We start from the raw sequence: 22,392 nt of genomic DNA, 5'->3' as shown, positions 1-22,392 counted from the left end.
GACAGGCTCAGCCTGACAACGCTAATAATTAAACATGTAGTATTAGAAATGTCACACTGAGCTTGTCGAAGTGTCTTTTTTTTAACTTATTTCCGTTTTCAAATTAATTTTATTTTGAATAATACAAAGGTATCAACTGAATGTCACCATCCAAACCGGAAGGCTGAACTTTCCAGTCGGAAGCATCAAAAGGCTTATAATCAATATTAACGAAGTTAATTTCATGATAATTCCGCCACTGAATTTTATGCTGATCCATATAACGGATTCTGTTCACCATTAAGTTTGAAACTTCAATCTGAATGGTATTTTTTCCTTTTTTCAGATATTTCCCAACGTTGATTTCAAAAGGAATACTCCAGACAATTCCTGCTTCCTGACCGTTGATCATTACTTTCGCACTTTCATATAACTTGCCGAATTTCAACAAATAATCATCCGCATTTTTTTTATTTAAATGTAAAGTTGTTGTGTAAATTCCTGTTCCGGAAAAGCTCTGTGTTGAAGCGTCATCCGAAAAGTTAGTCCAAGGTTCTAATTTCTTTAAAGTTCTTGTTTTTGGAAGTTCAGGGCCACCTTCTTTAAATGTCAGTTGCCAAGATTGGTTTAAAACAATCGGAGCATCTATTTTTTCAATATATTTCCACTTTGGAATTGATGAATCAATATTTTCTGACGTTTTTATGATTAAAGATTCACCTGATTTCAATTGAACTTTAACCGAATTATTCTGCGTTTCAGCGACACCAAAATCACCATTTTCAGGATTCATCAGCGCCACTTGTTTTCCAGTAAAATTCAATGGAACGAACTGATTGATTTCTTTTGAAGTATGATTGACAATATAATAATATTTTCCGCCATCAAACTGTCTTCTGATGAATTTTAGTCCTGTATCCGTTAATTTTTCTCTTTCAATTTTTAAATATTCCAACCCTTTTTCAACATCAGAACTTAAAACAATTTTCCCTTTTCCGAAGATTGCGACTTTTACATCATTTTGCTGATTAAACGGAATTTTATTCCACAACGATTTTAAGTTATTTTTTCTTTTGTCTGATTCGAAAAATCCGGGAATATCCTTTGGTTCACTTTGAAAAATGACGGAAGCTCCGTTTTTAGCTAATTCTAAGATATTGTTAAGCGTAGAATCCGGTAAATACGTTAATTCAGGAATAATTAAAACCTGATAAGAAGCTCCTTTTCCAATCTGGATTTTCTGATTTTCCGACTTTGATTCACCAATCATTTTATCCGAAATCATATCTAAAGAATAACCGGATTTACCCAATTTTTCAAGATTTTCGTAAAACGGAGTCGGATGCAACCACTTTTCAATATTATGAATTTTGAATGCCATATCTTTTCCTTTCGGACTCGCCCATTGATCATAAACCGGCCAGTACATCAGGATTTCATTATCTGATTTTCCGCTTTGCAAAACAGATTGCGTTCGCTCGATGTAAGAATTTAAGCCTTTTATATTGGGCCACAAACTGTTTTCGGGAACGAAATTCGTCGAAGCATAAAACAGCCAACCCGGAAACTGAACATCAGCCGGCGTATACGTAGTTCCGTGATAAAAAATATGGTTGATACCCGACAGAAAAATCTGCTCGGCTTCAGGTTTTACCTGCGACCAAGACGTTTTGAAATGTTCCGTCAACCAAGTAAAAGATTCATTGGAAATCAGAGGTTTTCCGGTAATATTGGCTGCCGAAGATGCAAATTTCAGCATATTAATGTCAGGAACTTCCTTTGTGTTGATATCTTCAACATTTCTTTTCAAACCTTGAATATCAAATTTTGTACTCCCAAAAGTTTCAGATTCAGGGATGTCGACTGCCGCGTATAAATCCAGCAAATTTCCCGGTGAACCGTGTGCCTGATTGGTATTTTTGGAATTTTTGGAATGAGCCCACTTCGTAAAATTATCAGTGAAGTTACTCAAAATCAATTCGCTCATCGTTTCGCGATAATCGGATTTTATTCTGCCTGTCATTTCATTATCTTCATCACTCACCAAATATTTGATGTACGGACTTAGATCATACCCTCGTCTTTTTTTAAATTCATCTTTAAAATCAGCAGTCCAGTCTGCATTGTAAACCTCGTAACTATCGTTAAAAAAAGAACGGATTCCATAATTTGAATTCCCAAAAGCCTTGTCGAAAGTTTTGAGATAATCTTTCGTTGCATCGGGAGAAAAATGGTCTAAAGTATACCCTTCTCCACCCGGAGCAGCACGTTTTACTTTTTGTAATGTTTTACCTGTAAAAACCGCATAGATTGTCCAGTTTCCTGAACTTGGTTTCCAGTTTAAAGTTCCGTCTGTATTAATTTTATCCGTTAAAACTACCGCTTCATTTTTTTCGTTATAAGCGGTTACAATATCTAATTTTATCGTTTTTAAAACCTTTTGCTTTTCATCTTTTAAAGCAATCTTTTCTGCTAATTTTTCACCTAATGAAATCGTGTAAGTCTGAACGATCATTTTTGTGGCAGCATCATTTTCATCCACTTGTGGCCCTCCGATTGGCCAACCCGTTCCTACTGCCATATCAACACCCATATTCAGGCTTTGGGCTTTATCAGTCGTGAACTGAAGCATTTTCATCCATTCCGGAGAAAGGTAATTGAGGTATCTGTTTTCAAAACCTTTTGCACCATAAATCGGGACAATTTCTACTCCGCCAAAACCAGCTTTTGAAAGGGTCGTCAATTGTTTGTCCAATCCTTTTTCATCAACAGCGCTTCCCATCCACCACCAACGCGTCCATGGCTGAGCGGTATTCGTCGCTTTTGGCCAGGGATTTTGTGCTGAAAGATTTCCGAAAGCAAAACAGAGAACGCTGAGTTTGACTATATTTTTAAATTTCATTTTTGATTGATGATTTTAAAACGAATTATATTCGATTTTATATTTCTTTTTTTTGCCCGATATTATTTATATTTCACCGAGGTTTACCCGATGTTATTCATATGACAACGGATTTCACCCGGAGCTATTCATGTTGAACCACTTCGTGGTTCCCCTCTTTAACTGCAATTTTTTTAATTTCCATCAGGTTTTAAAGATTCCATAAAAATAGATTCCGGCCAGTGAAATTTTTCAACATCATCAGGTTTATTTGGTTCAAAATTTTTATAATTTTTCGAGATATATTTCTTCAAAGGAAGATTTTGATCAACGATAGATTTTACGACACATTTCGCCAATTCGTAAGCTCCATACGTATTAAAATGCGTATCATCTGCTAAAGCTTTCGGTTGATTCGGATAAGAATTGGCAGGATAATAGACAAATGCTTTTTTTGAATTTTCCGGTCCCATTGCTTCGAATAATGTTTTGCTTAATGCATTTAAATCAATTAGATATACATTTTCTTCTTTCGCAATTTCACGCATCGCATCCGGAAAATCATCCAATGTATTCACAATTTCATTATGCTGATCAAAAACATGACGGTTCATGGAAGTGACCAACACAGGAATCGCACCCAATTGTTTTGCCTTTTGAATCCATTCTTTTAATCTTTTTCTATATCCCGATTTTTCGCTGTATCCATATTTTTGATCGTTGTGTCCAAATTGAATGAAGAGATAATCTCCGCGTTTAATTTTATTCCAGATTTTATCGATTCGGTGGCGGTCTTCAAAGGCTTTTAAAGTTTCTCCGCTTTCGGCATAATTGGCAATGACCACTTCATTCGGAGCGAAAAAATACGGCAGCATCTGTCCCCACGAAGCCCAAGGTTCATATTGAGCATCCACAACGGTTGAATCTCCTGTTAAATAAATAGTTTTCGCCGTTTTGTTAGGTTGAATTATTACTGAGCACACTTTCGGAGCTTTATCATTAAATTCAATCGTCAATAGATTATCCCAATGTAAATATTTTGTTTCTCTAGGTTTTAGTTTTACAATCCCTATTTTGTCCCCGTTTTGATTTCTGATAATACTATCTTTTACGTGAACTGTGATTTGTTTTTCGACAACTTCGCCTTGTCTTGTTTTGAAATCATTTAACATCAGGCGTCGGTTTTCTACACGAATAGTGGTTTCAGAAGTTCCTTTTGTATCGCCTAAATTCAGTTTAATATCATAATTTCCTTCGGGAATTGCGACCGAAAAATAAAAAGGTTTATCGCTCGTGATGAAATCTCCCGTCAAAGCATTTCCACCGTTGTCAATGGATTTTAATCCTGAAATATCCATAAAACCATAACCTGTTTTTTTATCAAATTTTGAAATGGAGCTGATAGGAATAAATCCGTTTTCGACTCTGTTTCCACCAAAATCAAATTTGAAAGTAGTTTGTTGAGCAAACATCAACGAACAGATAAAAAGCATTAAAAATCCAACTCTATTTTTCATAATTTAATCCGTTAAAATATTTTCTTTTGGCATTATAAACTGCATTTTTTCATCGCCCAAATCCGGTAATCCAAAATAGAAATATAAGGTTCTTTTAAATGTTCCGTTCAGATGATTCGGCTCACTTTCCGGTCCTAAAGATTCGGTTTTATCGTTAATGTTAAATGCCAAAACAGTTCCTAATGGCGGAATGGCATCCAAAAATGAAATATTTCCGCTTGGCAGTTTTGGATAACCTTCTGTACCGTAAATTCCGTAAAAATCAAAAAGTCTCACGAACATTTTTTCTTCTTTTGTTCCAACCGTTATTTTTCCTTCTGCTGTATCCAATTGTAACCACGAAACATCATCAAAATATCCTTTAAATTCTGGATAAATCCACGGCGATTGCCCAGTTCGTGTTGAGTTTTTTAAATTCTGCCAAACATTATAAGTCTGTCCCTGCAAACGGTTTTTCCAAACGTGATAAGGTCCTTTCCCCAACCATTTTGCGCTGATCACATAATTCTCAGGCTCATCAAAACTTACGCCTGAAAATTGATAATCTCCAGACAAAGAATATTCATAATTCAATTCTAAAATTCCGTTCGGATTCAGTTTCCAGATTATTTTATTTCTATTTTTGTAATTGACTTCAATCAGTTGACTTTGTCCTTCTGCAAAAGATTTTATCGATGATAACTCCATTGTTCCGTTCACGAAAACCGGTCCGTTTTTGAAGGTCATTTTTTTGCCTTTTTTATCGACAATGACAGATTTTAATAACCCGTCTCTTTTTCCGATGGCAAATTCTTTTTCGTCCGATTTTAAAATAAATTCAGCATCATTTTCGACAATAGAAACTGGGAACTCTTTACTTAATGATTTTGAAAACTGTTTTGAAATTTCATTATTAGATTTAATTTTCCAAGTCCAGGTGTAAATTTCTTTTCCAAAAGGATCTGTTGCAGTCAATAACAATCCTTCATTTTCTTTCCAGTTTTGAGGAAGATTTAAATTGATATTTCCTTTTTCTGTCGGTTGAATATTTGGAGAATCTGCTTTTCCTGTTTTAATAATATCAAAACCCGATTCGGATGAAAATGGTGTTTTGAATTTAACCAATTTCCATTCAAACTGGCAATCCTTTAAATTCGTAAAATGATAGCGGTTTTCAACAAAAATATTTCCATTAAAATCATTTGATAAAGTTTTCAAATCAATTTTTACCGGACTGTAAATTTCACGGATGGCGTAAAAACTTCCTTCTTTCTCGCGATGTGGCCCTAAAACTCCGTCAGGAGCATTGATTGCGTTCACATCAATCTGATTGTTGAAATCCGTTCGCACCAAACCTTCATCCACAAATGCCCAAAGAAAACCTCCTGCTCCTTTTTTGGAATTCCAGTGCAGTTCCCAATAATCGGCTAAAGAAGTTCCGCCACCGCCGTCATCCTGAGCGTGTAAAAACTCAGTCGGCATATAAATATTTTCACCTTCGAGAATCGTTTTTGTGCTGTAATAATCTTCGTAATGATTGCAGTCGATTCCGTTGAAAGCATTTCCAGGCTTATGATGCGCATGAATAACAGGACGGTTTGACAAGTCGTATTTTGCAAATTCTGTATCCAAATCAAAATTATGCCCGCCTTCATTTCCGTTGCTCCAAAAAATAATCGAAGGATGATTTGCATCTCTTGTAACCATTTCTTTCACGAGCTTTTTGCCAACTTCGGTACTATATTTTTTTTGCCAACCCGCCAATTCATCCAACACATACAGTCCTAAAGAATCACAAATCTTTAAAAATGATTTATTGGGCGGATAATGAGAACATCGAACGGCATTCATATTCATTTCTTTGATGAGCTGAACGTCCATTAAATCGATATTTTCCGTCACTGCTCTACCCGTTTCTGGCCACCAAACGTGACGGTTGATACCTTTCATTTTTACCTTTGTTCCGTTGATGAAAATTCCGTCACCTTTACGGATTTCAATGGTTCTGAAACCAAATTTTTCTTCAGTTTGACTGATTATTTTTTTGTTTTTATGTAAAGTAAATCTTGCTTTGTACAAATTAGGTGTTTCTGCTGTCCAAAGTTTTGGATTTTTAATGGAAAACTGAATCTGTCTTAAAGTATCCCCTTTTTGAATTTGGATCTTAGATTCGCCAACCAAATTATTTTTAGCATCAAATAATTCCACTTTTATAGTATTGGCAGAATTAATTTCATTTAAATGAATATTCGAACGAAAAGTTCCGTCGGCTTTGGCATCAATCGCTGTTGATAAAATATGTTCTTTCGGATTGGCTTCTAAATAGACAGGACGGAAAATTCCTCCCAAAATCCAATAATCTGCCAAACGTTCAGCGTTATTGACCGATTTATCAGCCGACATTTTAGAAACTTTGACTTCTAACATATTTTCTTTTCCGAATTGTATTTTATCGGAAACATCATATTTAAATTCATAAAAAGCTCCCTGATGAATGGGTCCTGCTAATTTTCCGTTAATTTTCACTTCTGTGTCGGTCATTGAACCTTCAAAAACGATGTTAATGGTTTTTCCTTTCCATGAACTGGGAACTGAAAATTTGTGTTTGTATAGACCTGTCTCATCGTGAAACTTGAAGTTTTTACCATACGTTACATAATCCCGACCGTAATTATAAGAACCAAAACCCTGCTGTTCCCAATGAGAAGGGACATTTATTTTGCTCCAAACTCCCGATTTCCTACCTCCGTTGATCCAAAAATCCCATTCTTTGGTATGCTCAGCATCTCTCCCGCTAAGAAACTGTATTTCCTTAGACTGAGCATGCAGGATCTGTGAACAGAAGCATAAAAAAACGAATATTTTGGAAAAGAAACTCATTATTTCGCAGCAATATCGGAATCGTCTTTTTTATCGTAAGTTTGGACTAAAGAAGCCACTTTTGTTACACTGACTTTAGTTTGTTTTAAATTTTGAATTGCATTTAAATTCTGCTCTTCAGGCTTCAATGTTTTAATTTTAAGATTTTCAAAAGTGAAATCTTTTAACGCATACAAATCAGACTTTTCAATAGAAAAAGCCGTTTCACAAGTGATGTCGATATTTTTTAAAACAATATTGTTGGCCAGTCCTGCCTTCGGTTTCTCTTCACCTTTTAAGTCAAAAAACTGGTTCCAGCCTTTTACATATAAGAACGTTTTTACGTTTCCTTTGATATTGTCAAGCGTAATGTATTCGTAATGTTGTGGAGTATCTGGTCTCATTTTAAGATGCAATAATCTTGATGCATCTTTCACCGTTGAATTTCTGAAAATGATATTGTAATTGTGGATCGATTCGCTTCCGCAAGTCAGCGCAGAATGACAAAATCCAAAAGTATTATCTTCTATAATAATGTTTCTGTTTTCACCATTATTCGGGTCTTTATCTGATTTCGGACCTTTCCCTCCTTTCAAAGCTATAGCATCATCATTTACAGATAGATAACAATTTTTAACCAAGAAATTAGTACAGGCATCAATGTCGATAGCGTCTGTACTTGGTGCTTTTACAGGTTCTTTTGGTGCTAAAATCGTTAGGTTTAATAATTTTACGAAGTCACTTTTATAATAATGCGTGCTCCAAAACGGAGAATTTTTTACCGTAATTCCTTCAATCTGAATATTTTTTGAATTGGAAACATAGATAATTCTGGGTCTCATTTCATCCATATTGGTACATTTAGGATTCCATTCACGTCTTTTCCAAAATGATTTCCAAAATCTTAGCCCGTTTCCGTCAAGCGTTCCTTTTCCTGAAATGGTAAAACCGTCCAAGCCATCTGCGTTAATTAAAGCCGGAAAATATTTCACCGTTTGACCTTCCATTCTGGTGGTCACCACCGGAAAATCATTGATATCGTCGCTTCCTTTTAATTTTGCTCCACTTTCTAAATACAAATGCGTTCCCTGTTTAAAGAAAACCGAACTGATCAAAAAAGTTCCTTTTGGAACCACAATAACTCCGCCTCCATTTTTTGCCGCCTGATCAATAACTGCCTGGAGCTGTTTTGTTTGAAGAATAGTGCTGTCATTCTTTACTCCGTTGTCTGTAAGGATATACTTTTTTCCTAATTTATTGATATCTGTAGGTTTATTTTCTTTAAACCATTTGGAAATCGCCGTTCCATCGGGAAATTTATCCTGACTTTTAACTTCTGCGGAAGAGAAAAAAAGTATAGATGAAGTAAAAAGGAGTTTTGATATATTGTGAAATTTCATAGTCTTTTTCAGTAAATCCTGAATTTATTTTAATTAAACCAATTAACAAAAATAAAAATATACATTTTACCTATTGACAGCATCCTGCTCTTTCATGTGGGAAGTTTTTTGTTGTTGGTTTCTGGTTTCTGGTTAATCGCAAAGGCGCAAAGTTTTTATTTAAATTTTACTTTTAAGGCGCAAGAGTTTTATCTGTGATAAAATTTATCATATCCATATCGTTTGTCATTTCAAGAGATTGCTTTACTTCGACAAGCTCAGCACAGGCAAGCTTAGTTCATCGCAATGACGATTCAATTAAAAAGCATCAAATAAAATTAATCTAACCAAACATAAAAAATAACGTAAATTTGCCGTGAATTACCATGAAGATTCGATTTTTAAGTTTTAATTATAATGAAAAAAATAAGATTTTCTCTATTTACTATCCTTTTATCGATTGCTTCCCAGGCACAAAATTTTGATATTATTCCATTAGGAATTTACGGTGGTGAGCAGGAAGATAATTTATCTGCTTACTTGGTCGGAGCTCCCAATGACAGTTCTTTTCTGTGTCTTGATGCAGGAACCGTGAATGCAGGAATCCGAAAAGGAATTGAATTGAAAAGTTTGCATGGTACCTCTGAAACCGTTTTGAAAGATCAGATTAAAGGATATTTCATTTCTCATGGTCATTTGGATCATTTATCCGGATTGATCATTAATTCTCCCGCAGATTCTAAGAAAGATATTTATGCGATAAATCCGGTGATTCAGATTTTACAAAATCATTACTTTATTAATGATACGTGGATTAATTTTGCGGATCAGGGCCAAAAACCGATTCTTGGAAAGTATCATTATAACGAACTCAAAGAAGGAACAGAAATTCCGGCTCAGAACACTCAATTTTATTTAAAACCTTACGAATTGAGCCATGTGAATCCTTATAAAAGCAGTGCAGTACTGGTAAGAAAAGACAATCATTATCTGCTGTATTTTGGAGATACAGGAGCTGACCGAATTGAAAAATCTGATAAATTGAACACCATTTGGAACGACATCGCTCCATTGATAAAAAAAGGACAGCTAAACACGATTTTAATTGAAGTTTCTTTCCCGAACAGTCAACCCGAGAAGTCACTATTTGGACATTTAACGCCTAATTTATTAACCGAAGAATTAGAAAAATTAAAGCAAAAAACAGGGCAAAAAAATCTTGAAAACCTGAATATCGTTGTTACTCACAGAAAACCGACAGGTGATAATCCGGAGATTATAAAAAAGGAATTATTGGAAAACAATCCATTGAAAATCAATTACATTTTCCCTGAGCAAGGTAAAAAAATCAGTTTACCTTAAATTTAAAATATTTAACAATAAAAAAGGATTGTCATTTTTGGACAATCCTTTTTCTATCTATTTATTTAAACGCTATTTCATAAGGTTTAGGCTCTATATTCTGAGCACGTAATTCTCTTGTTGCATTCAGTGAGAAATAAGGATTTCTTAATAATTCTCTTCCGACAAATATGAAATCTGCATCGCCATTTGCCAAGATAGTTTCGGCCTGTTTGGAAGAATCTATTAAGCCTACCGTTCCTACAAAAACTGAATTATTTTTATCTTTTTTAATTGCGCTGGCAAACGGCAGCTGATATCCTGCACCAACAGGAATTTTAGCATTGGGAATACTTCCTCCTGTGGAAACGTCTACGATATCAACTCCTGTTTCTGATAATTTTCTGCTGAGCTTAATGGAATCTTCTAGAGTCCAGCCTCCTTCAACCCAATCTGTAGCCGATATTCTTACGGCAATCGGAAGATCAGATGGCCACACTTTTTTTACTTTTTCTATTATTTCAAAAAGCATTCGGGTTCTGTTTTCGAAACTTCCTCCATAATCATCTGTCCGTTTATTGGTTAATGGAGATAGAAATTCATTCAGCAAATATCCATGAGCACTGTGAATTTCAAGCAGCTCAAACCCTGCTTTTAAAGCTCTTTCCGCAGCGTCAGCAAAAGCATTCTGAATATTCTGAATCTCCTCCAAATCCATTTCTTTTGGAATCTGACTTTCAGGTGAGAAAGCAATTGCAGAAGGTGCAATAATTTCCCATCCATCCTTATCTTCAGGAAATAGCGTTTTACTTTCTGCACCGGAAACCCAGTTGCTCGCTTTTCTTCCGGCATGAGCAATCTGTATTGCAGGAACACTACCTTGTTCCCTGATAAATTTTGTAATTCGCTGTAAACCTTCAATATGCTCATCCTTGTATATTCCAAGATCACCAACAGCTATTCTTCCATCAGCACGCACAGCGGCGGCTTCGATCATTATCGTTCCGGTACCACCCATAGCACGGCTTCCGTAATGTACGAGGTGCCAATCTGTAGCAAACCCATCCACCGCAGAATACATACACATTGGCGACATAATGACACGATTTTTGAATGTAACCGATTTTATGGTTACAGGACTAAATAATATTGACATAAAAAATTGAGTATTAAATAAATATTGCAGCTGATTATCTGCCCGACAATATTTTGAGAATAAATTATTTGTTATATAAATGAAAGAGTTTAGCAACTACTTTCCATTCGCCATTGATTTTGATTAATGAATGATAATCTGTAAAATCTTCGCCCGCTGCATCTTTTTCCATTTCTACACGAACAACGGCTGTAGTTGGTGTTTGATGAAGTATACTAAGATGTGTCTTAATATTAGGAGCAGCTCCGAGCTTTTCTACGTAAGCATACAGGTTTTCAATACTTCCTTCTGATAAATCGTTTCCTAAATGACCATACATCACAGCATTTTTGTAAAACGTTTTTTTCAGTTGGTCTATATTACCCGTTCTCAGACCGTCTACATATCCTTGCACTACTTGTAATACCGCATCATAATCTTCCACAGTATTGATATTTTTGTTCTCTGACATAAAATTATATTTTAATTATATATATTGAATTTATCAATACAAAGTTATGTCGGTTTTAAAAGTTAAACTTTTCCATATAGCCCAATCTTCTTTTCTATTTGGCTCTATGATGATGATATATTTAAGTTAACTTTTCAATTTCTCTCATAACTGTAGGAGCCTGTCCGAAATGTTCTTTAAATATTCTTGAAAAATGCGAAACATTTTCAAATCCTAAAGAATAACAAATTTCAGAAACACTCATTGGAGTACTTTGAAGAAGTTCTTTAGCTTTATTTAATCTTTTTTCTCTGATCCAAAGAGCTGGTGAAGTATTATAAATCTGCTGAAAATCTCTTTTGAAACTCGAGAGACTTCGACCTGACAAATAAGCCAGTTCTTCCAAGCTAATTGGGGACGCGTAATTATTTTCTACAACATTCCGCACATCAGAACGCACGGGCTGATGAAGCTGCAAAATCTGGTAAAACATATTGCGGTTGCAGATACTTACATCGTAAAGCATTTCCATCATCTTAAGTCTCAGCTGACCTTGATGAACTTCTGCACTGTCAAAAAAATAAGGTTTTAAGGAATTTGCAAATGCTACGAGACACTCGTTCATCGGAGATACTGCCGTTTTAATCTCTCCTTCAGCCTTTATTTTTGGCATTTCAAGTTCCGTTGTCGCAAGAAAAGATTGTATAAGTTCATCTTTCAGAGAAAACATAAGACTATCATATATATTATCATTTTCAGGATTTCCTTTTTTCTCATACCGAACAGAAGTCGCTTTTTTCAGCAGAATCATTTCGTTTTTATGGACGGTATAGGTTTGCTTTCCATAAGACAATGTAATGGTTCCGTCAAGCACAAATAGCAAAAGATGCTCCTGCAGATACATCGTTCCCTCTGCTTCCATACTGTGAATGCACTGCTCTATAACAGAACAGCCGTCCAATAAAAGACTCGACTGAGGAACCGGACCATCAATTAACGAAGTGGGCATTTTGATAAACTTCTTCATTTAGCTTAAAGTTTTAATAACAAATTTAGGGAAGAAAAAGCATTCATTCTTTTCTATTTGGTTCAAATAACAATACTAATTGTGTCAGTTTTTCTTAATATAGAATTTGTTTTCAGAAAAATTGTCCATCAAATAACAAAAAACATCCATTTTTCGCAACCTTAGATCAGGGCATCTTTGCAACAGACAAAAATTTGTATTAATAAAACATCAAAATAAGAAAAATGTCTGTTTCAGATTTATTTAAACCACTCACATTGCTCCATGGTCCGGCAATGAGAAACCGTTTTATGCTGGCACCACTGACCAGCCAGCAAAGTGATTATGACGGTACCGCTTCGATATATGACCAATCCTGGATTGAGCAGCTTTCAAAAAGTAATTACGGATTGATTCAGACCAGTGCTGCAACTGTAGAGGCAGGCGGTATCGCATTCGAACGGCAGCTGGGTATCCACAGTGATACCCATTTGCCAGGCCTTACTCAAATGGCCACAACCATCCGTGAGGGCGGTGGATTGTCTGCCGTACAGCTACATCACGCCGGGCACCGTGCCCAACCGAAACTGGGAGGAATCCCCTCTCCTGCTTCAGATAAAACACTACCCAACATCAAAGCGATTACTACCGAAGAGGTCCAAAGAATCCGTGACAGCTTCATTGCCGGCGCAAAGAGAGCACAACGTGCAGGATTCGATGGAATATCTGTTCATGGGGCTTTCGGATGGATTCTTTCGGAATTCCTGTCTCCCAATCTAAATGATCGCAGAGATCAATATGGCGGCAGTCTTGAAAACCGTGCCCACTTCACTATTGAAGTTATTGAAGGAATCCGTAAAGCATGTGGCCCGGATTTCCAGATTGGATGGCGGTTATCGATTGAGCGTTATGGGCTGCTTCTGGAAGAGTTACGGGAGATCACTGCTGATATTTTTGACCGTGAGCTGATTGACTATCTGGATCTGGCTTTGTGGGATTCGGCTCAAATCGTCCGTGAAGGCACCTTTCAGGGAAAGACCATGCTCAGCGTTTTTACAGAACTTCCCCGAAAAGGAGTTCGTTTAGGCACTGCAGGAAAGATTATGAGTGCCCAGCGTGCCGGAGAACTCCTTGATGAAGGCTGTGATTTTGTATTGATTGTCCGTGCAGGGATTCTTCAGCGGGATTTTCCTCTTCAGGTAAAGGCAAATCCAATGTACGACAGTCCATCGCTTCCCGTGACAGCCGATTATCTCCGCCAAGGAGGATTAAGCGAACGTTTTATCGATACTATGCGAGGATGGCAGACCTTCGTAAAACCAGGTTCTTTATAGGAACCTATAACCAGCAATCAGAACAGGCGAACCTTAATGAGAAGGTTCGCTTTATTTTTTCAACATATTGCTAAAGAATTAAAGTGATTGATTTATAATTTTTACGGATATACAATCAACGACTGCTATCCTAGCCCAGATTGAAGCGGCATCCTTTTGGGTTGCGGGCGCAGCGCAGCCCGTAACCCAAAAGATACAGCGGAAAGCTGGAAAAAGCTCCTTCAAAAACAACTCAGTGATGACAAAAAATCTCCATTACAAAGTAAAAATCATCCATTCTTTAAAACCCGTTATTGCCACATCTTTGCAGTGTAAATAAATTTTTATCAAATGAAAAAAACAGCAATTATTATTCTTTCTGATCCTAAATCCGGCTCAGAAGAATCAATGGGAAGAGTATTCAATGCTTTGGCATCGGCTTATGAATTCAAACATGCAGATGAAGAAGTAAAGATCATTTTTCAGGGTACAGGAATAAGATGGCCCGAACACCTTGAAAAACCTGAACATCCGATCAATGGTCTTTACACCGAAGTGAAAGATTATGTACACGGTCTTTCAAAAGGCTGCGTTGCCGTATTCGGTACAGAAATTTCAGGATATGATTTGCTGAATGAAAATGAAGTACCGGGAACTCCGGGTTTACCCAGTTTACTTAATCTCAGAAATGAAGGCTATGATATTTTGATTTTCTAACTTCCTTTAAAACGGTCCTCATGGAAATCTGGGGCCGTTTTAATTCTGAGATTATAAAAAATATTAATTAAATTGCATCTATCATGTTATCACAATCTGTATATACGCTCGTCAATCAACAGAATGGAAATTTGGCATTCAAACTATTTGAGTTTGATAACAACAGTTATTTCGATCATATTCAACGCAATAACTATTTCACTCTTATATTAATCACTTCCGGGGAAGGGCTTGCGAAAGTTGATTTTTGTGATTACTCGTTTAAAGAAAACACCTTATTTGCTTTCTATCCTTATCAACCCTTTATGCTGTGTTCAAAAAAACCATTAATGGGTATCTCGATACAGTTTCATCATGATTTTTTTTGTATTTACCGTCACCATCAGGAAATTGCGGCCAACGGTATTTTATTTAATAATATTTATCAGCAACCTTATGTTGATCTTGATGAAAGTTCTAAAAGTACTATTCTGAGCCTCATTCTGGGAATTGCCAATGAATTGAAAGATGAAGCTTTCCGAAAAGATGAAGTTCTTGTTTCTTATCTTAAAATTCTACTGGTAATGGCCACCAGGCTAAAACTTGAGCAACAGTCTCTTCAAAATGCTGAGGATCCCAACGGAAAACAGCAATTTATCATTCAAAATCTTAAAAATGCGATAGAAGATAATTTCCGGATCAAGCATTCTGCCAGTGATTATGCTGATCTTCTTCATCAGACTCCCGCATCTCTGGCACGCATCACCAAGAATCATTTTAATAAGACTCTTTCTGACCTCATCACCGAACGGATTATCATTGAAGCCAAAAGAGAGCTGTATCTAACGGATAAAACCATAAAAGAAATCGCCTACGAACTGGGATATGAAGACGAATACTATTTCAGCAGAGTCTTTAAAATCAAAACAGATATATCGCCTCAGGTTTACAGAAATACCATCGGGTTCAATAGAGCTGAATCTAAATAATTAAATGAAAATTATGTTAATTAAACTATCAAAATAAACAAATGAGCAGCAACGATAAATATATGTCCGAATGCATTGAACTTGCTAAACAGGCATTGGAAAAAGGAAATCCTCCAGTCGGATCTTTACTGGTTTTTGAAGATAAAATTATAGGCAGAGGAATAGAGTCCGGAAAGTCATCGGGAGATATTACTCAGCATGCAGAGATTTTGGCTGTTAAAGATGCTTTGAGCCAAGGATATGGAGATATATTAGATCAATCGGTGATGTTCTCTACCCATGAACCCTGCATTATGTGTTCTTATCTCATCCGACACCATAAAATAGCAAAAATTGTTTTTGGAATCTCTGTACCTTTGGTCGGCGGGCAATCGTCTGATTTTAAAATTCTTGAAACTGAAACTATTCCCAAATGGGGTAAGAAACCTGAAATTGAATCAGGTCTGTTACAACACGAATGTGAGCTTTTAAATAAACAGTTTGCAGACTATCTTTCTAAAACAGCTCAATAAATTTTCTGCACTAGCTTTACAAATAGTTTTGATTTGCACTCAATACTATTGGGAAATCTGCCTGGTATTGTATTTAATATTCTTCAAACTCAATATTGATTTTATTATTTACAATAAAACCCGTTTAATTTCCGTACATTTATAGAAATGTCTATTAATACTTTATAAAATAAGTTGTAAACATTAGTAATTTTTAAATAAAATAAAATGAAAAATGTTTACGTAGGCGAAAGCAACGGGCATCGTGTTGGTGAAATACCAAAGAAATCAATCAGTATAGCCTATTTAATTTTAGTGCACCGTTTACCCAACCAATTCAAAAAGCTTTTTAAGGCGATCTATGATTCCAGTAATTTCTACCTTATCCATATTGATAAAAAAGCAAATCAGGAAATCGGTGAAGATATAAAGAAGTTCCTGCAACAGTATAAGAATATACACATCCTTGACAATGAAAATGTTATCTGGGGAGGATACAGTATGGTTCAGGCCGAATTGAACGGTATGAAATATCTATTAAACATGGATGCGAAATGGGATTATTTCATCAATTTAAGTGGACAGGATTATCCGTTAAGATCTCAGAAAATCATTCAGGAGTTTTTATTAGAAAACAACGGTAAAAGTTATATTAAAATTGATAATCAGGAGAAAGTAAGACCCGAAACCATGAACAGGATTGAAAATTATTTTGAAGAATCAGAAGATAAGATCTCCGATAAAACTCATAAAAGAGGTTTTATGAAAGATGTAATCCCCTATATTGGCGGCCAGTGGATGATTTTGACAAGAAGTTGCTGTGAATTTATCAATAGCAGCAGTGAAGTGAAAAAGTTTGAAGATTATTATCTGAATACATTAATTGCTGACGAATCCTTTTTTCAAACCGTTTTAATGAATACATCATTTAAAGGAACTCTGATAAATGATGATAAGAGAGCCATTATTTGGATTCCGGACGGAGATATTAAATTACGCCCTAAAACTTTCACTAAAAATGATCTCGCTTTCCTACAAAAAGGAAATCATCTCTTTGCCAGAAAGTTTGATGATAATGTTGATAATAAAATCATTGATTATATTAACATTCAATATAACGAACCTTTCAAAGCCACGATAAAACTAAATACCATTAATCATATCAGCACAGGTTTTAATCATCTGAACTAAAGACTGCTGAACTTTAATATTAGCCTTTATCAAAACCGATAGAGGCTTTTTTATTTCCGTTAAATTCAGAAAATACCTCATCATAAAAAACTGTAAGTTCTACCTTCTTTGCGGAAGCTTAAACCAAAAAGTACTTCCCTCTCCCATTTTGCTGTCTGCACCTATCTCACCCGAATGTTTCTTGATGATTTCCGAACAGATATACAATCCCAAACCAAGCCCCGAATAAGATTGGCCAAGATGACTGGCACGATAGTAACGATCAAACAAATGAGGAATATTATGTTTTTCAATACCGGGACCGAAATCCTGTACCGATACCTTTATATAATCTTGTGAAGACTCGATATTAATATTGATTTGTTTAGAATCCGGAGCATATTTAATGGCATTATTAACAAAATTAATAACAACCTGCTCAATCCGATGTTCATCAGCAAATACTTCAAGATCTTTAGCTCCTTCCAAGATCAGTTCATACTGTGCTTCCAGTCTTACGTGGCTACAGCTTTTACTCAGCATATCATACAAATTAAAACTGGTAGGCTCCAGCATGAGCTGATCCTGACTCATTCTGCTCATATTCAACAGATCATCTACAAGGCCGCACATTTTTTCTATACTCTTATCGGACTGCTCAATCAGCTTAAGATGTGTTGAGGAAAACGGCCGGTCTTTTATACGATTGAGGAGCTGTATAGAAGCTTTAGCAGAAGTGAGAGGCGTCTTGAGTTCGTGACTTGCCACACTGAGAAAATCATCTTTACGCTGTTCTACGAGCTTTTTATCTGTAATATCCGCGGTCATTCCCACCATACGGTTCGCAATTCCGTTTTCATCATATCGCGGACGTCCATGCGCCTGTATCCAATGTATAGAACCATCTCTCCATTTCACCGGATATTCTGCTTTGTATATACCGTTTGTCTTAATAGCTTCCTGCACCAATGCCCGAACACCTTCTCTATATTCGGGAATCATAGATTCAAAAAGATCCGGATAGTTGAAATCTTCATCGGGAGAATAGCCATAATTTCTTTTAAACTGTGCATTACTTTGCATCATGCCTGTAGGAAGGTGTACTTCCGTGGAGCCTAAGCTGCTTGCATCAAGCGCAATCTCAAGGCGGTTATTCATTTCAGTCACCGACTCTCTGGCAATCACCTGATCTGTTACATCGCTGGCTACAATAAGAATAGAAGTAGTTCGGTTATTTTCATTAAGAATAGGCTGGTAAACAAAATTGAGATACCGGTCTGTCAAATTACCTTCAACTGAAAGCACCGCTTTTAATTCCTGTCCGTAAAAAGGTTCTCCTGTTTCGTATACATTTTTTAAAATACTTATAAACCCCTGGCCATCAAGTTCCGGCAACGCTTTTTCCAAAGGAAGACCAATCACAGATCTGTTTTTCCCCCAAATAGCAAGTGTCATATCATTTGCGATATCAATGGTAAAATCTTCACCTTTTAATGAAGCCATTGCTACGGGAGATTTTTCTACTAAAATTCTAAAATGTTTCTCATTTTCAGCTAATGTAAGATTAGCGGTGAGCAACTCTTTTTTGACGTTCAGAAGCTCATCATGTTTAGCCATCAGATCTTCATTAGTAGCCATATATTCCTCGTTCAATGCAGACAGATTATCTATTAATTTCTGTTCAGCATTTGATTTTTCTTCTATGATCTTCCTGGCATGCATTCTTTCTGATACTTCAAAGGCGGTATGCAGAATGTAGCTCGTTTGCCCTTCGGTATCTAATATAGCCTTATATTCAAAATCGAAATAAAATGTCTGCAGTGTCCCTTCAATTTCAAGAGTAGCAGGATAGTTTTTCGCAAAATAAGTTTCACCGGTTTGCCAAACCTTTTTTAAAATATTCAGAAAAGGCTGATCATGCAGTTCCGGGATAGCATCATTAAAAAATTTTCCCACCACAGATCTGTCTTTACCCCAAAAGCTTAGCATAGCCTGGTTGGCACTTACTATTCTAATGTCGGCTCCTGTATAAACAGCTGTTGCATTTGGAGAATGAAAAAGTATTGAAAGTAGCTCCTCAGGCTTGATCAAATCGGGTGAATTCATATTTTTAAAACTATACAAATATAATTATTAAATAGAGTACTCATCGCATACGAACACTCGATTCGTTAAGTTAAATTAATAGATTTTATCACAAGCTCATCACTTTGATATCAAACGGAGTTTCCAAACGTCTCTATTAAAGATTTAAATAAGCCTCAAACTGATTTTTCACCCTAAACATCAAGGCAAATTATTTAAAGATTTTCTGCACAAACTGATAAAGACATCTTCGCCAGGTGAGCCATTCATGATAGGTCTGAGGAGATTTATACTGAATGTAAGGATAATTATTCTGATTAAAATAACTTGTTATTGTGTGATTAAATTCTAAAAAACGGGCGTCTTCTTTTTCACCGATGCCGATAAAAAAGAATGGCTGATGTTTGGATTTCAATAAATTACTGACTGGCAACTCTTTAAAAGGTTCATTTTCTGTTCCCTCGTAAATAACAGAACTGAAAGAACCAATAGCTGAGAATAATTCCGGATGGCTTGACCCTATATACATCGCCTGATAACTTCCTCGGGAAAGTCCGGCAACAGCTCTTTTACCATCAGTTTTATATTTGCTTTCGATGTAAGGAATCAGTTCCTGAATCAGGATTTTATCCAGGTTTTTGGCAGAAAGAACAGTTCTTGGATAGTTATCCGGTAATTTTTTCTCTTCAGGAGTTAGGGCCACTCCATAATCCATTACGACAATCATTTTTTTCGCCTTTTCTTCAGCAAAAAGATTATCAAGAATATTTTTGATATATCCTTGCCTTTCCCAGCCTGTACTATCTTCACCAGTACCGTGATACAGGTATAAAACAGGAAATCTTTCAGTTTTGTAGCCTGGTGGAAGATACACTTTTACAGCTCTTTTACCCTTTGTAATCTTTGAATATATATTGTCGTCAACAATTTTTCCGTGTTTCACATTTTTCTCAAAGAAGAAATCTTCACCTGACGGAATTTCAATTCCACTTGTCGGCTGACCGTAACCGAAATAAAGTTCTGAATTTGGGTCATTGGTACGGAGACCGTCTACATTGAACCAGTAATAATGAAATCCAATTTCCATTGCTGAGGCTGCAATATTCCAGAAACCATCGCCATCTTTGACTGCCGTAGATTTTACGTTTTTCATTCCGTCTCCACCATCTAAAACAACTGATTTTGCATTTGGAAAATAGACCTTAAACAAAGCATGACCTTCACTATTAACCTTTGGATACTCTTTTCCTCGTAATGCAGTCAAAGAAGTTTTATATTCCTGAGAAAATACCATTGCTGAATACATACCAAGAATGGTCGTTAATATTTTAAAATTTCGCATTTAATTCTTTTTAAAAAACTTAGAAAGTAGTGTAATTTACGGATTTGTCATAAAAAAACAGTCATTACAGAGGTTTTTGAAGGATAAATTACTCAAGAATCAGTTAAAAGCAAATTTTCAGTTTATAAACTTAGTAACTCCTTCCAAGCAAAAAAATTATTACCAATCAGAATAAATCCAAAAACTTTAAAGAGAAAAGTTTACACTGATAAAATAATGAAATAAAAGAATTCTTCCTTAGCAATTTATTTCTATATCTTTTATTAACAATACATTTCACCAATAATAAATTCCCATTTTAGTGATTCTTATCATCTTAATATAATTTCATATACCAACTATATAAGGTACTTTTAGCGAAAACTTTTAATCATTTTTTATGAAAAAACAAATTTTATTCAGCATCAGCACACTTATGATGCTTTTTCTTGGTTCTTGTTCCAGTGAGGAACTAACGAATGAAGTAACAGATGGTGATCATTCAAACTCCACTCTGCATTCAAGGTCTCCCGGCGATGGTGCCTATGATATTCTGGGCTATGGCTATAATGCCGCCGGAGAATATGCCAATGCTAATTCTGCAGGATTTCAGGTGATTGATGTTGAACGTTTCCGAACGGAACAGGCCGCACGAGTATTAACAGAGAATACCAATTCCCAGGAATATACCGAAGAATATGGTGAAAATGCTTCTGCATATGCTAAAAATGTATCCCAAAAGATCGATGCCTCCGCTTCACTGTTTAAAAAATCTCTTTCACTAGCGGTAAGCGGAAGTCTTAGCAGCAGCTATAAATTTGATGCAAAGTACATTTATGGAAGCTATAATTTAGTGATCAAACAGAGAAGATTCAGACTGAATGCTGCCAACACAATGCTGGCGGATTATATAACTCCTGAATTCAGCCAGGATTTACAGACAAAAACCCCACAGCAAATTGTGGCAGATTACGGAACCCATGTAGCCCTGGATATTTACACCGGAGCTAAGATGGAAGCAATGTTTCAGGCTGAAACGACAAACGAAAACAGAGAAACAGCGGCAAGAGTAGGAATAAAAGCAGGAATGAAAGACATCTTTGATATTGATGCTTCCAATACTGTAAATACCTCTTCATCCAATATGAATTATTCTAAAAAACTATTCTACAGAACCAGAGGCGGAGATCCGTCAAAAGGTTTGGTAGGTGATCTTAATTTAGACCAGTCCAATCCTAAAATTAATATTTCCAACTGGCAGAACAGTTCTACTCAAACTAATGCTGTTTTGGTAGATTTCGGACAGAACGGGCTAACTCTGATTTATGAATTTGTAAAGGATCCTACAAAAAAAGCACAGCTTAAATCCTACGTAGACCAATATCTAATCGATAACAGAGTGAATCTGGAGTACAACGCCGTGCCGATTTATGGCTTCTACAGCGGTTCTGATAAAGACCATTATCTGTCAGTACTTCCGGGAGTTCCTAACCACTATGTGGCTGAAGGTGAAGCCTTCAGAGCTTATAACTATAAGGTTCCTAATACTGTTCCTATCTACCAGTTTTACAGCACTTCAGACAGAGATCATTATTACTCCACTTCTCCGGCGATTCCTAACAAGTATGGATATGAGAAAATTGCGTTCTATGCAGCTCCGTCTTCGGCATTTCCAAATAAGCCTGTTTATCAGTACTACAGTGGTTCAGACAAAGACCATTACTATACTAAAATTCTAGCAACACCAAACAAATATTACTATGAAAAGGTTGCTTTTTATGGATTCTAATCATTAAGTTA

16 protein-coding genes are annotated in these 22,392 nt (G+C 36.0%); 7 read left to right on the top strand and 9 right to left on the bottom strand.

The features are described from left to right. Nucleotides 1-109: 109 nt before the first annotated feature. The 4 genes from M2373_RS15045 to M2373_RS15030 form a co-directional block, all read right to left on the bottom strand. Nucleotides 110-2,881, bottom strand: coding sequence for a glycosyl hydrolase (locus M2373_RS15045; protein WP_259111867.1), 2,772 nt, complete (start codon nucleotides 2,879-2,881; stop codon nucleotides 110-112). A gap of 173 nt (nucleotides 2,882-3,054) precedes the next feature. Then, on the bottom strand, nucleotides 3,055-4,377 hold the full coding sequence (locus M2373_RS15040; RefSeq protein WP_259111866.1) for a rhamnogalacturonan acetylesterase: 1,323 nt from the start codon (nucleotides 4,375-4,377) through the stop codon (nucleotides 3,055-3,057). A 3-nt stretch (nucleotides 4,378-4,380) separates the two neighbouring features. Beyond that, nucleotides 4,381-7,236 carry a glycoside hydrolase family 2 TIM barrel-domain containing protein gene (locus M2373_RS15035; protein WP_259111865.1) on the bottom strand — a complete coding sequence of 952 codons (2,856 nt, stop codon included), beginning with the start codon at nucleotides 7,234-7,236 and terminating at the stop codon, nucleotides 4,381-4,383. Then, nucleotides 7,236-8,615, bottom strand: coding sequence for a glycoside hydrolase family 28 protein (locus M2373_RS15030; protein ID WP_259111864.1), 1,380 nt, complete (start codon nucleotides 8,613-8,615; stop codon nucleotides 7,236-7,238). The genes M2373_RS15035 and M2373_RS15030 overlap by 1 nt, the downstream gene beginning before the upstream one ends. 396 nt (nucleotides 8,616-9,011) lie before the next feature. On the opposite strand from M2373_RS15030, the gene M2373_RS15025 reads away from it, so the two are divergent. Beyond that, nucleotides 9,012-9,956, top strand: coding sequence for an MBL fold metallo-hydrolase (locus M2373_RS15025; protein ID WP_259111863.1), 945 nt, complete (start codon nucleotides 9,012-9,014; stop codon nucleotides 9,954-9,956). 61 nt (nucleotides 9,957-10,017) lie between these two features. Here M2373_RS15025 and M2373_RS15020 read toward each other — a convergent pair whose 3' ends face one another. The 3 genes from M2373_RS15020 to M2373_RS15010 form a co-directional block, all read right to left on the bottom strand. Beyond that, nucleotides 10,018-11,091: an NADH:flavin oxidoreductase/NADH oxidase gene (locus M2373_RS15020; protein WP_259111862.1), complete on the bottom strand. Its 1,074-nt coding sequence runs from the start codon at nucleotides 11,089-11,091 to the stop codon at nucleotides 10,018-10,020. A 64-nt stretch (nucleotides 11,092-11,155) separates the two neighbouring features. Continuing rightward, nucleotides 11,156-11,542 carry a nuclear transport factor 2 family protein gene (locus tag M2373_RS15015; RefSeq protein ID WP_259111861.1) on the bottom strand — a complete coding sequence of 129 codons (387 nt, stop codon included), beginning with the start codon at nucleotides 11,540-11,542 and terminating at the stop codon, nucleotides 11,156-11,158. 121 nt (nucleotides 11,543-11,663) lie between these two features. After that, on the bottom strand, nucleotides 11,664-12,548 hold the full coding sequence (locus M2373_RS15010) for an AraC family transcriptional regulator (RefSeq protein ID WP_259111860.1): 885 nt from the start codon (nucleotides 12,546-12,548) through the stop codon (nucleotides 11,664-11,666). Between the two features lie 224 nt (nucleotides 12,549-12,772). Between M2373_RS15010 and M2373_RS15005 the strand changes: the two genes are divergently transcribed. From M2373_RS15005 to M2373_RS14985, 5 genes are all read left to right on the top strand, one after another. Beyond that, a complete protein-coding gene (locus M2373_RS15005) occupies nucleotides 12,773-13,861 on the top strand; it encodes an NADH:flavin oxidoreductase (RefSeq protein WP_259111859.1) in 1,089 nt (362 codons plus the stop codon). Between the two features lie 330 nt (nucleotides 13,862-14,191). After that, nucleotides 14,192-14,557 carry a DsrE family protein gene (locus tag M2373_RS15000; protein WP_259111858.1) on the top strand — a complete coding sequence of 122 codons (366 nt, stop codon included), beginning with the start codon at nucleotides 14,192-14,194 and terminating at the stop codon, nucleotides 14,555-14,557. An 83-nt stretch (nucleotides 14,558-14,640) separates the two neighbouring features. Continuing rightward, on the top strand, nucleotides 14,641-15,525 hold the full coding sequence (locus tag M2373_RS14995) for an AraC family transcriptional regulator (protein WP_259111857.1): 885 nt from the start codon (nucleotides 14,641-14,643) through the stop codon (nucleotides 15,523-15,525). A 41-nt stretch (nucleotides 15,526-15,566) separates the two neighbouring features. Next, nucleotides 15,567-16,037 (top strand): nucleoside deaminase, encoded by a 471-nt coding sequence (locus tag M2373_RS14990; protein ID WP_259111856.1) that lies wholly within the window; start codon nucleotides 15,567-15,569, stop codon nucleotides 16,035-16,037. 207 nt (nucleotides 16,038-16,244) lie between these two features. After that, nucleotides 16,245-17,207: a beta-1,6-N-acetylglucosaminyltransferase gene (locus tag M2373_RS14985; protein ID WP_259111855.1), complete on the top strand. Its 963-nt coding sequence runs from the start codon at nucleotides 16,245-16,247 to the stop codon at nucleotides 17,205-17,207. 99 nt (nucleotides 17,208-17,306) lie between these two features. Here the strand turns inward: M2373_RS14985 and M2373_RS14980 are convergent, their stop codons facing one another. Next, complete coding sequence (locus M2373_RS14980) at nucleotides 17,307-19,292, bottom strand: ATP-binding protein (protein WP_259111854.1); 1,986 nt, start codon at nucleotides 19,290-19,292, stop codon at nucleotides 17,307-17,309. Between the two features lie 190 nt (nucleotides 19,293-19,482). Next, nucleotides 19,483-20,613 (bottom strand): alpha/beta hydrolase-fold protein, encoded by a 1,131-nt coding sequence (locus M2373_RS14975; protein ID WP_259111853.1) that lies wholly within the window; start codon nucleotides 20,611-20,613, stop codon nucleotides 19,483-19,485. A 379-nt stretch (nucleotides 20,614-20,992) separates the two neighbouring features. On the opposite strand from M2373_RS14975, the gene M2373_RS14970 reads away from it, so the two are divergent. Further along, entirely contained in the window at nucleotides 20,993-22,381 is a 1,389-nt protein-coding gene (locus tag M2373_RS14970) for an MACPF domain-containing protein (RefSeq protein ID WP_259111852.1), read from the top strand. Nucleotides 22,382-22,392 lie beyond the last annotated feature (11 nt).

This window comes from Chryseobacterium sp. JUb7, from assembly GCF_024806495.1.
GTDB lineage: Bacteria > Bacteroidota > Bacteroidia > Flavobacteriales > Weeksellaceae > Chryseobacterium.
Note: the sequence above shows the minus strand (reverse complement) of the source record. Positions and strands in the feature narration are given on the sequence as shown.

What these genes read in the sequence shown, in the direction of transcription:
- M2373_RS15000 (WP_259111858.1), top strand. Translation starts at nt 14,192, where the DNA reads ATGAAAAAAACAGCAATTATTATTCTTTCTGATCCTAAATCCGGCTCA.
- M2373_RS15020 (WP_259111862.1), bottom strand. Translation starts at nt 11,091, where the DNA reads ATGTCAATATTATTTAGTCCTGTAACCATAAAATCGGTTACATTCAAA.
- M2373_RS14990 (WP_259111856.1), top strand. Translation starts at nt 15,567, where the DNA reads ATGAGCAGCAACGATAAATATATGTCCGAATGCATTGAACTTGCTAAA.
- M2373_RS14995 (WP_259111857.1), top strand. Translation starts at nt 14,641, where the DNA reads ATGTTATCACAATCTGTATATACGCTCGTCAATCAACAGAATGGAAAT.
- M2373_RS15040 (WP_259111866.1), bottom strand. Translation starts at nt 4,377, where the DNA reads ATGAAAAATAGAGTTGGATTTTTAATGCTTTTTATCTGTTCGTTGATG.
- M2373_RS14980 (WP_259111854.1), bottom strand. Translation starts at nt 19,292, where the DNA reads ATGAATTCACCCGATTTGATCAAGCCTGAGGAGCTACTTTCAATACTT.
- M2373_RS15045 (WP_259111867.1), bottom strand. Translation starts at nt 2,881, where the DNA reads ATGAAATTTAAAAATATAGTCAAACTCAGCGTTCTCTGTTTTGCTTTC.
- M2373_RS15025 (WP_259111863.1), top strand. Translation starts at nt 9,012, where the DNA reads ATGAAAAAAATAAGATTTTCTCTATTTACTATCCTTTTATCGATTGCT.
- M2373_RS14985 (WP_259111855.1), top strand. Translation starts at nt 16,245, where the DNA reads ATGAAAAATGTTTACGTAGGCGAAAGCAACGGGCATCGTGTTGGTGAA.
- M2373_RS15030 (WP_259111864.1), bottom strand. Translation starts at nt 8,615, where the DNA reads ATGAAATTTCACAATATATCAAAACTCCTTTTTACTTCATCTATACTT.
- M2373_RS14970 (WP_259111852.1), top strand. Translation starts at nt 20,993, where the DNA reads ATGAAAAAACAAATTTTATTCAGCATCAGCACACTTATGATGCTTTTT.
- M2373_RS14975 (WP_259111853.1), bottom strand. Translation starts at nt 20,613, where the DNA reads ATGCGAAATTTTAAAATATTAACGACCATTCTTGGTATGTATTCAGCA.
- M2373_RS15015 (WP_259111861.1), bottom strand. Translation starts at nt 11,542, where the DNA reads ATGTCAGAGAACAAAAATATCAATACTGTGGAAGATTATGATGCGGTA.
- M2373_RS15035 (WP_259111865.1), bottom strand. Translation starts at nt 7,236, where the DNA reads ATGAGTTTCTTTTCCAAAATATTCGTTTTTTTATGCTTCTGTTCACAG.
- M2373_RS15010 (WP_259111860.1), bottom strand. Translation starts at nt 12,548, where the DNA reads ATGAAGAAGTTTATCAAAATGCCCACTTCGTTAATTGATGGTCCGGTT.
- M2373_RS15005 (WP_259111859.1), top strand. Translation starts at nt 12,773, where the DNA reads ATGTCTGTTTCAGATTTATTTAAACCACTCACATTGCTCCATGGTCCG.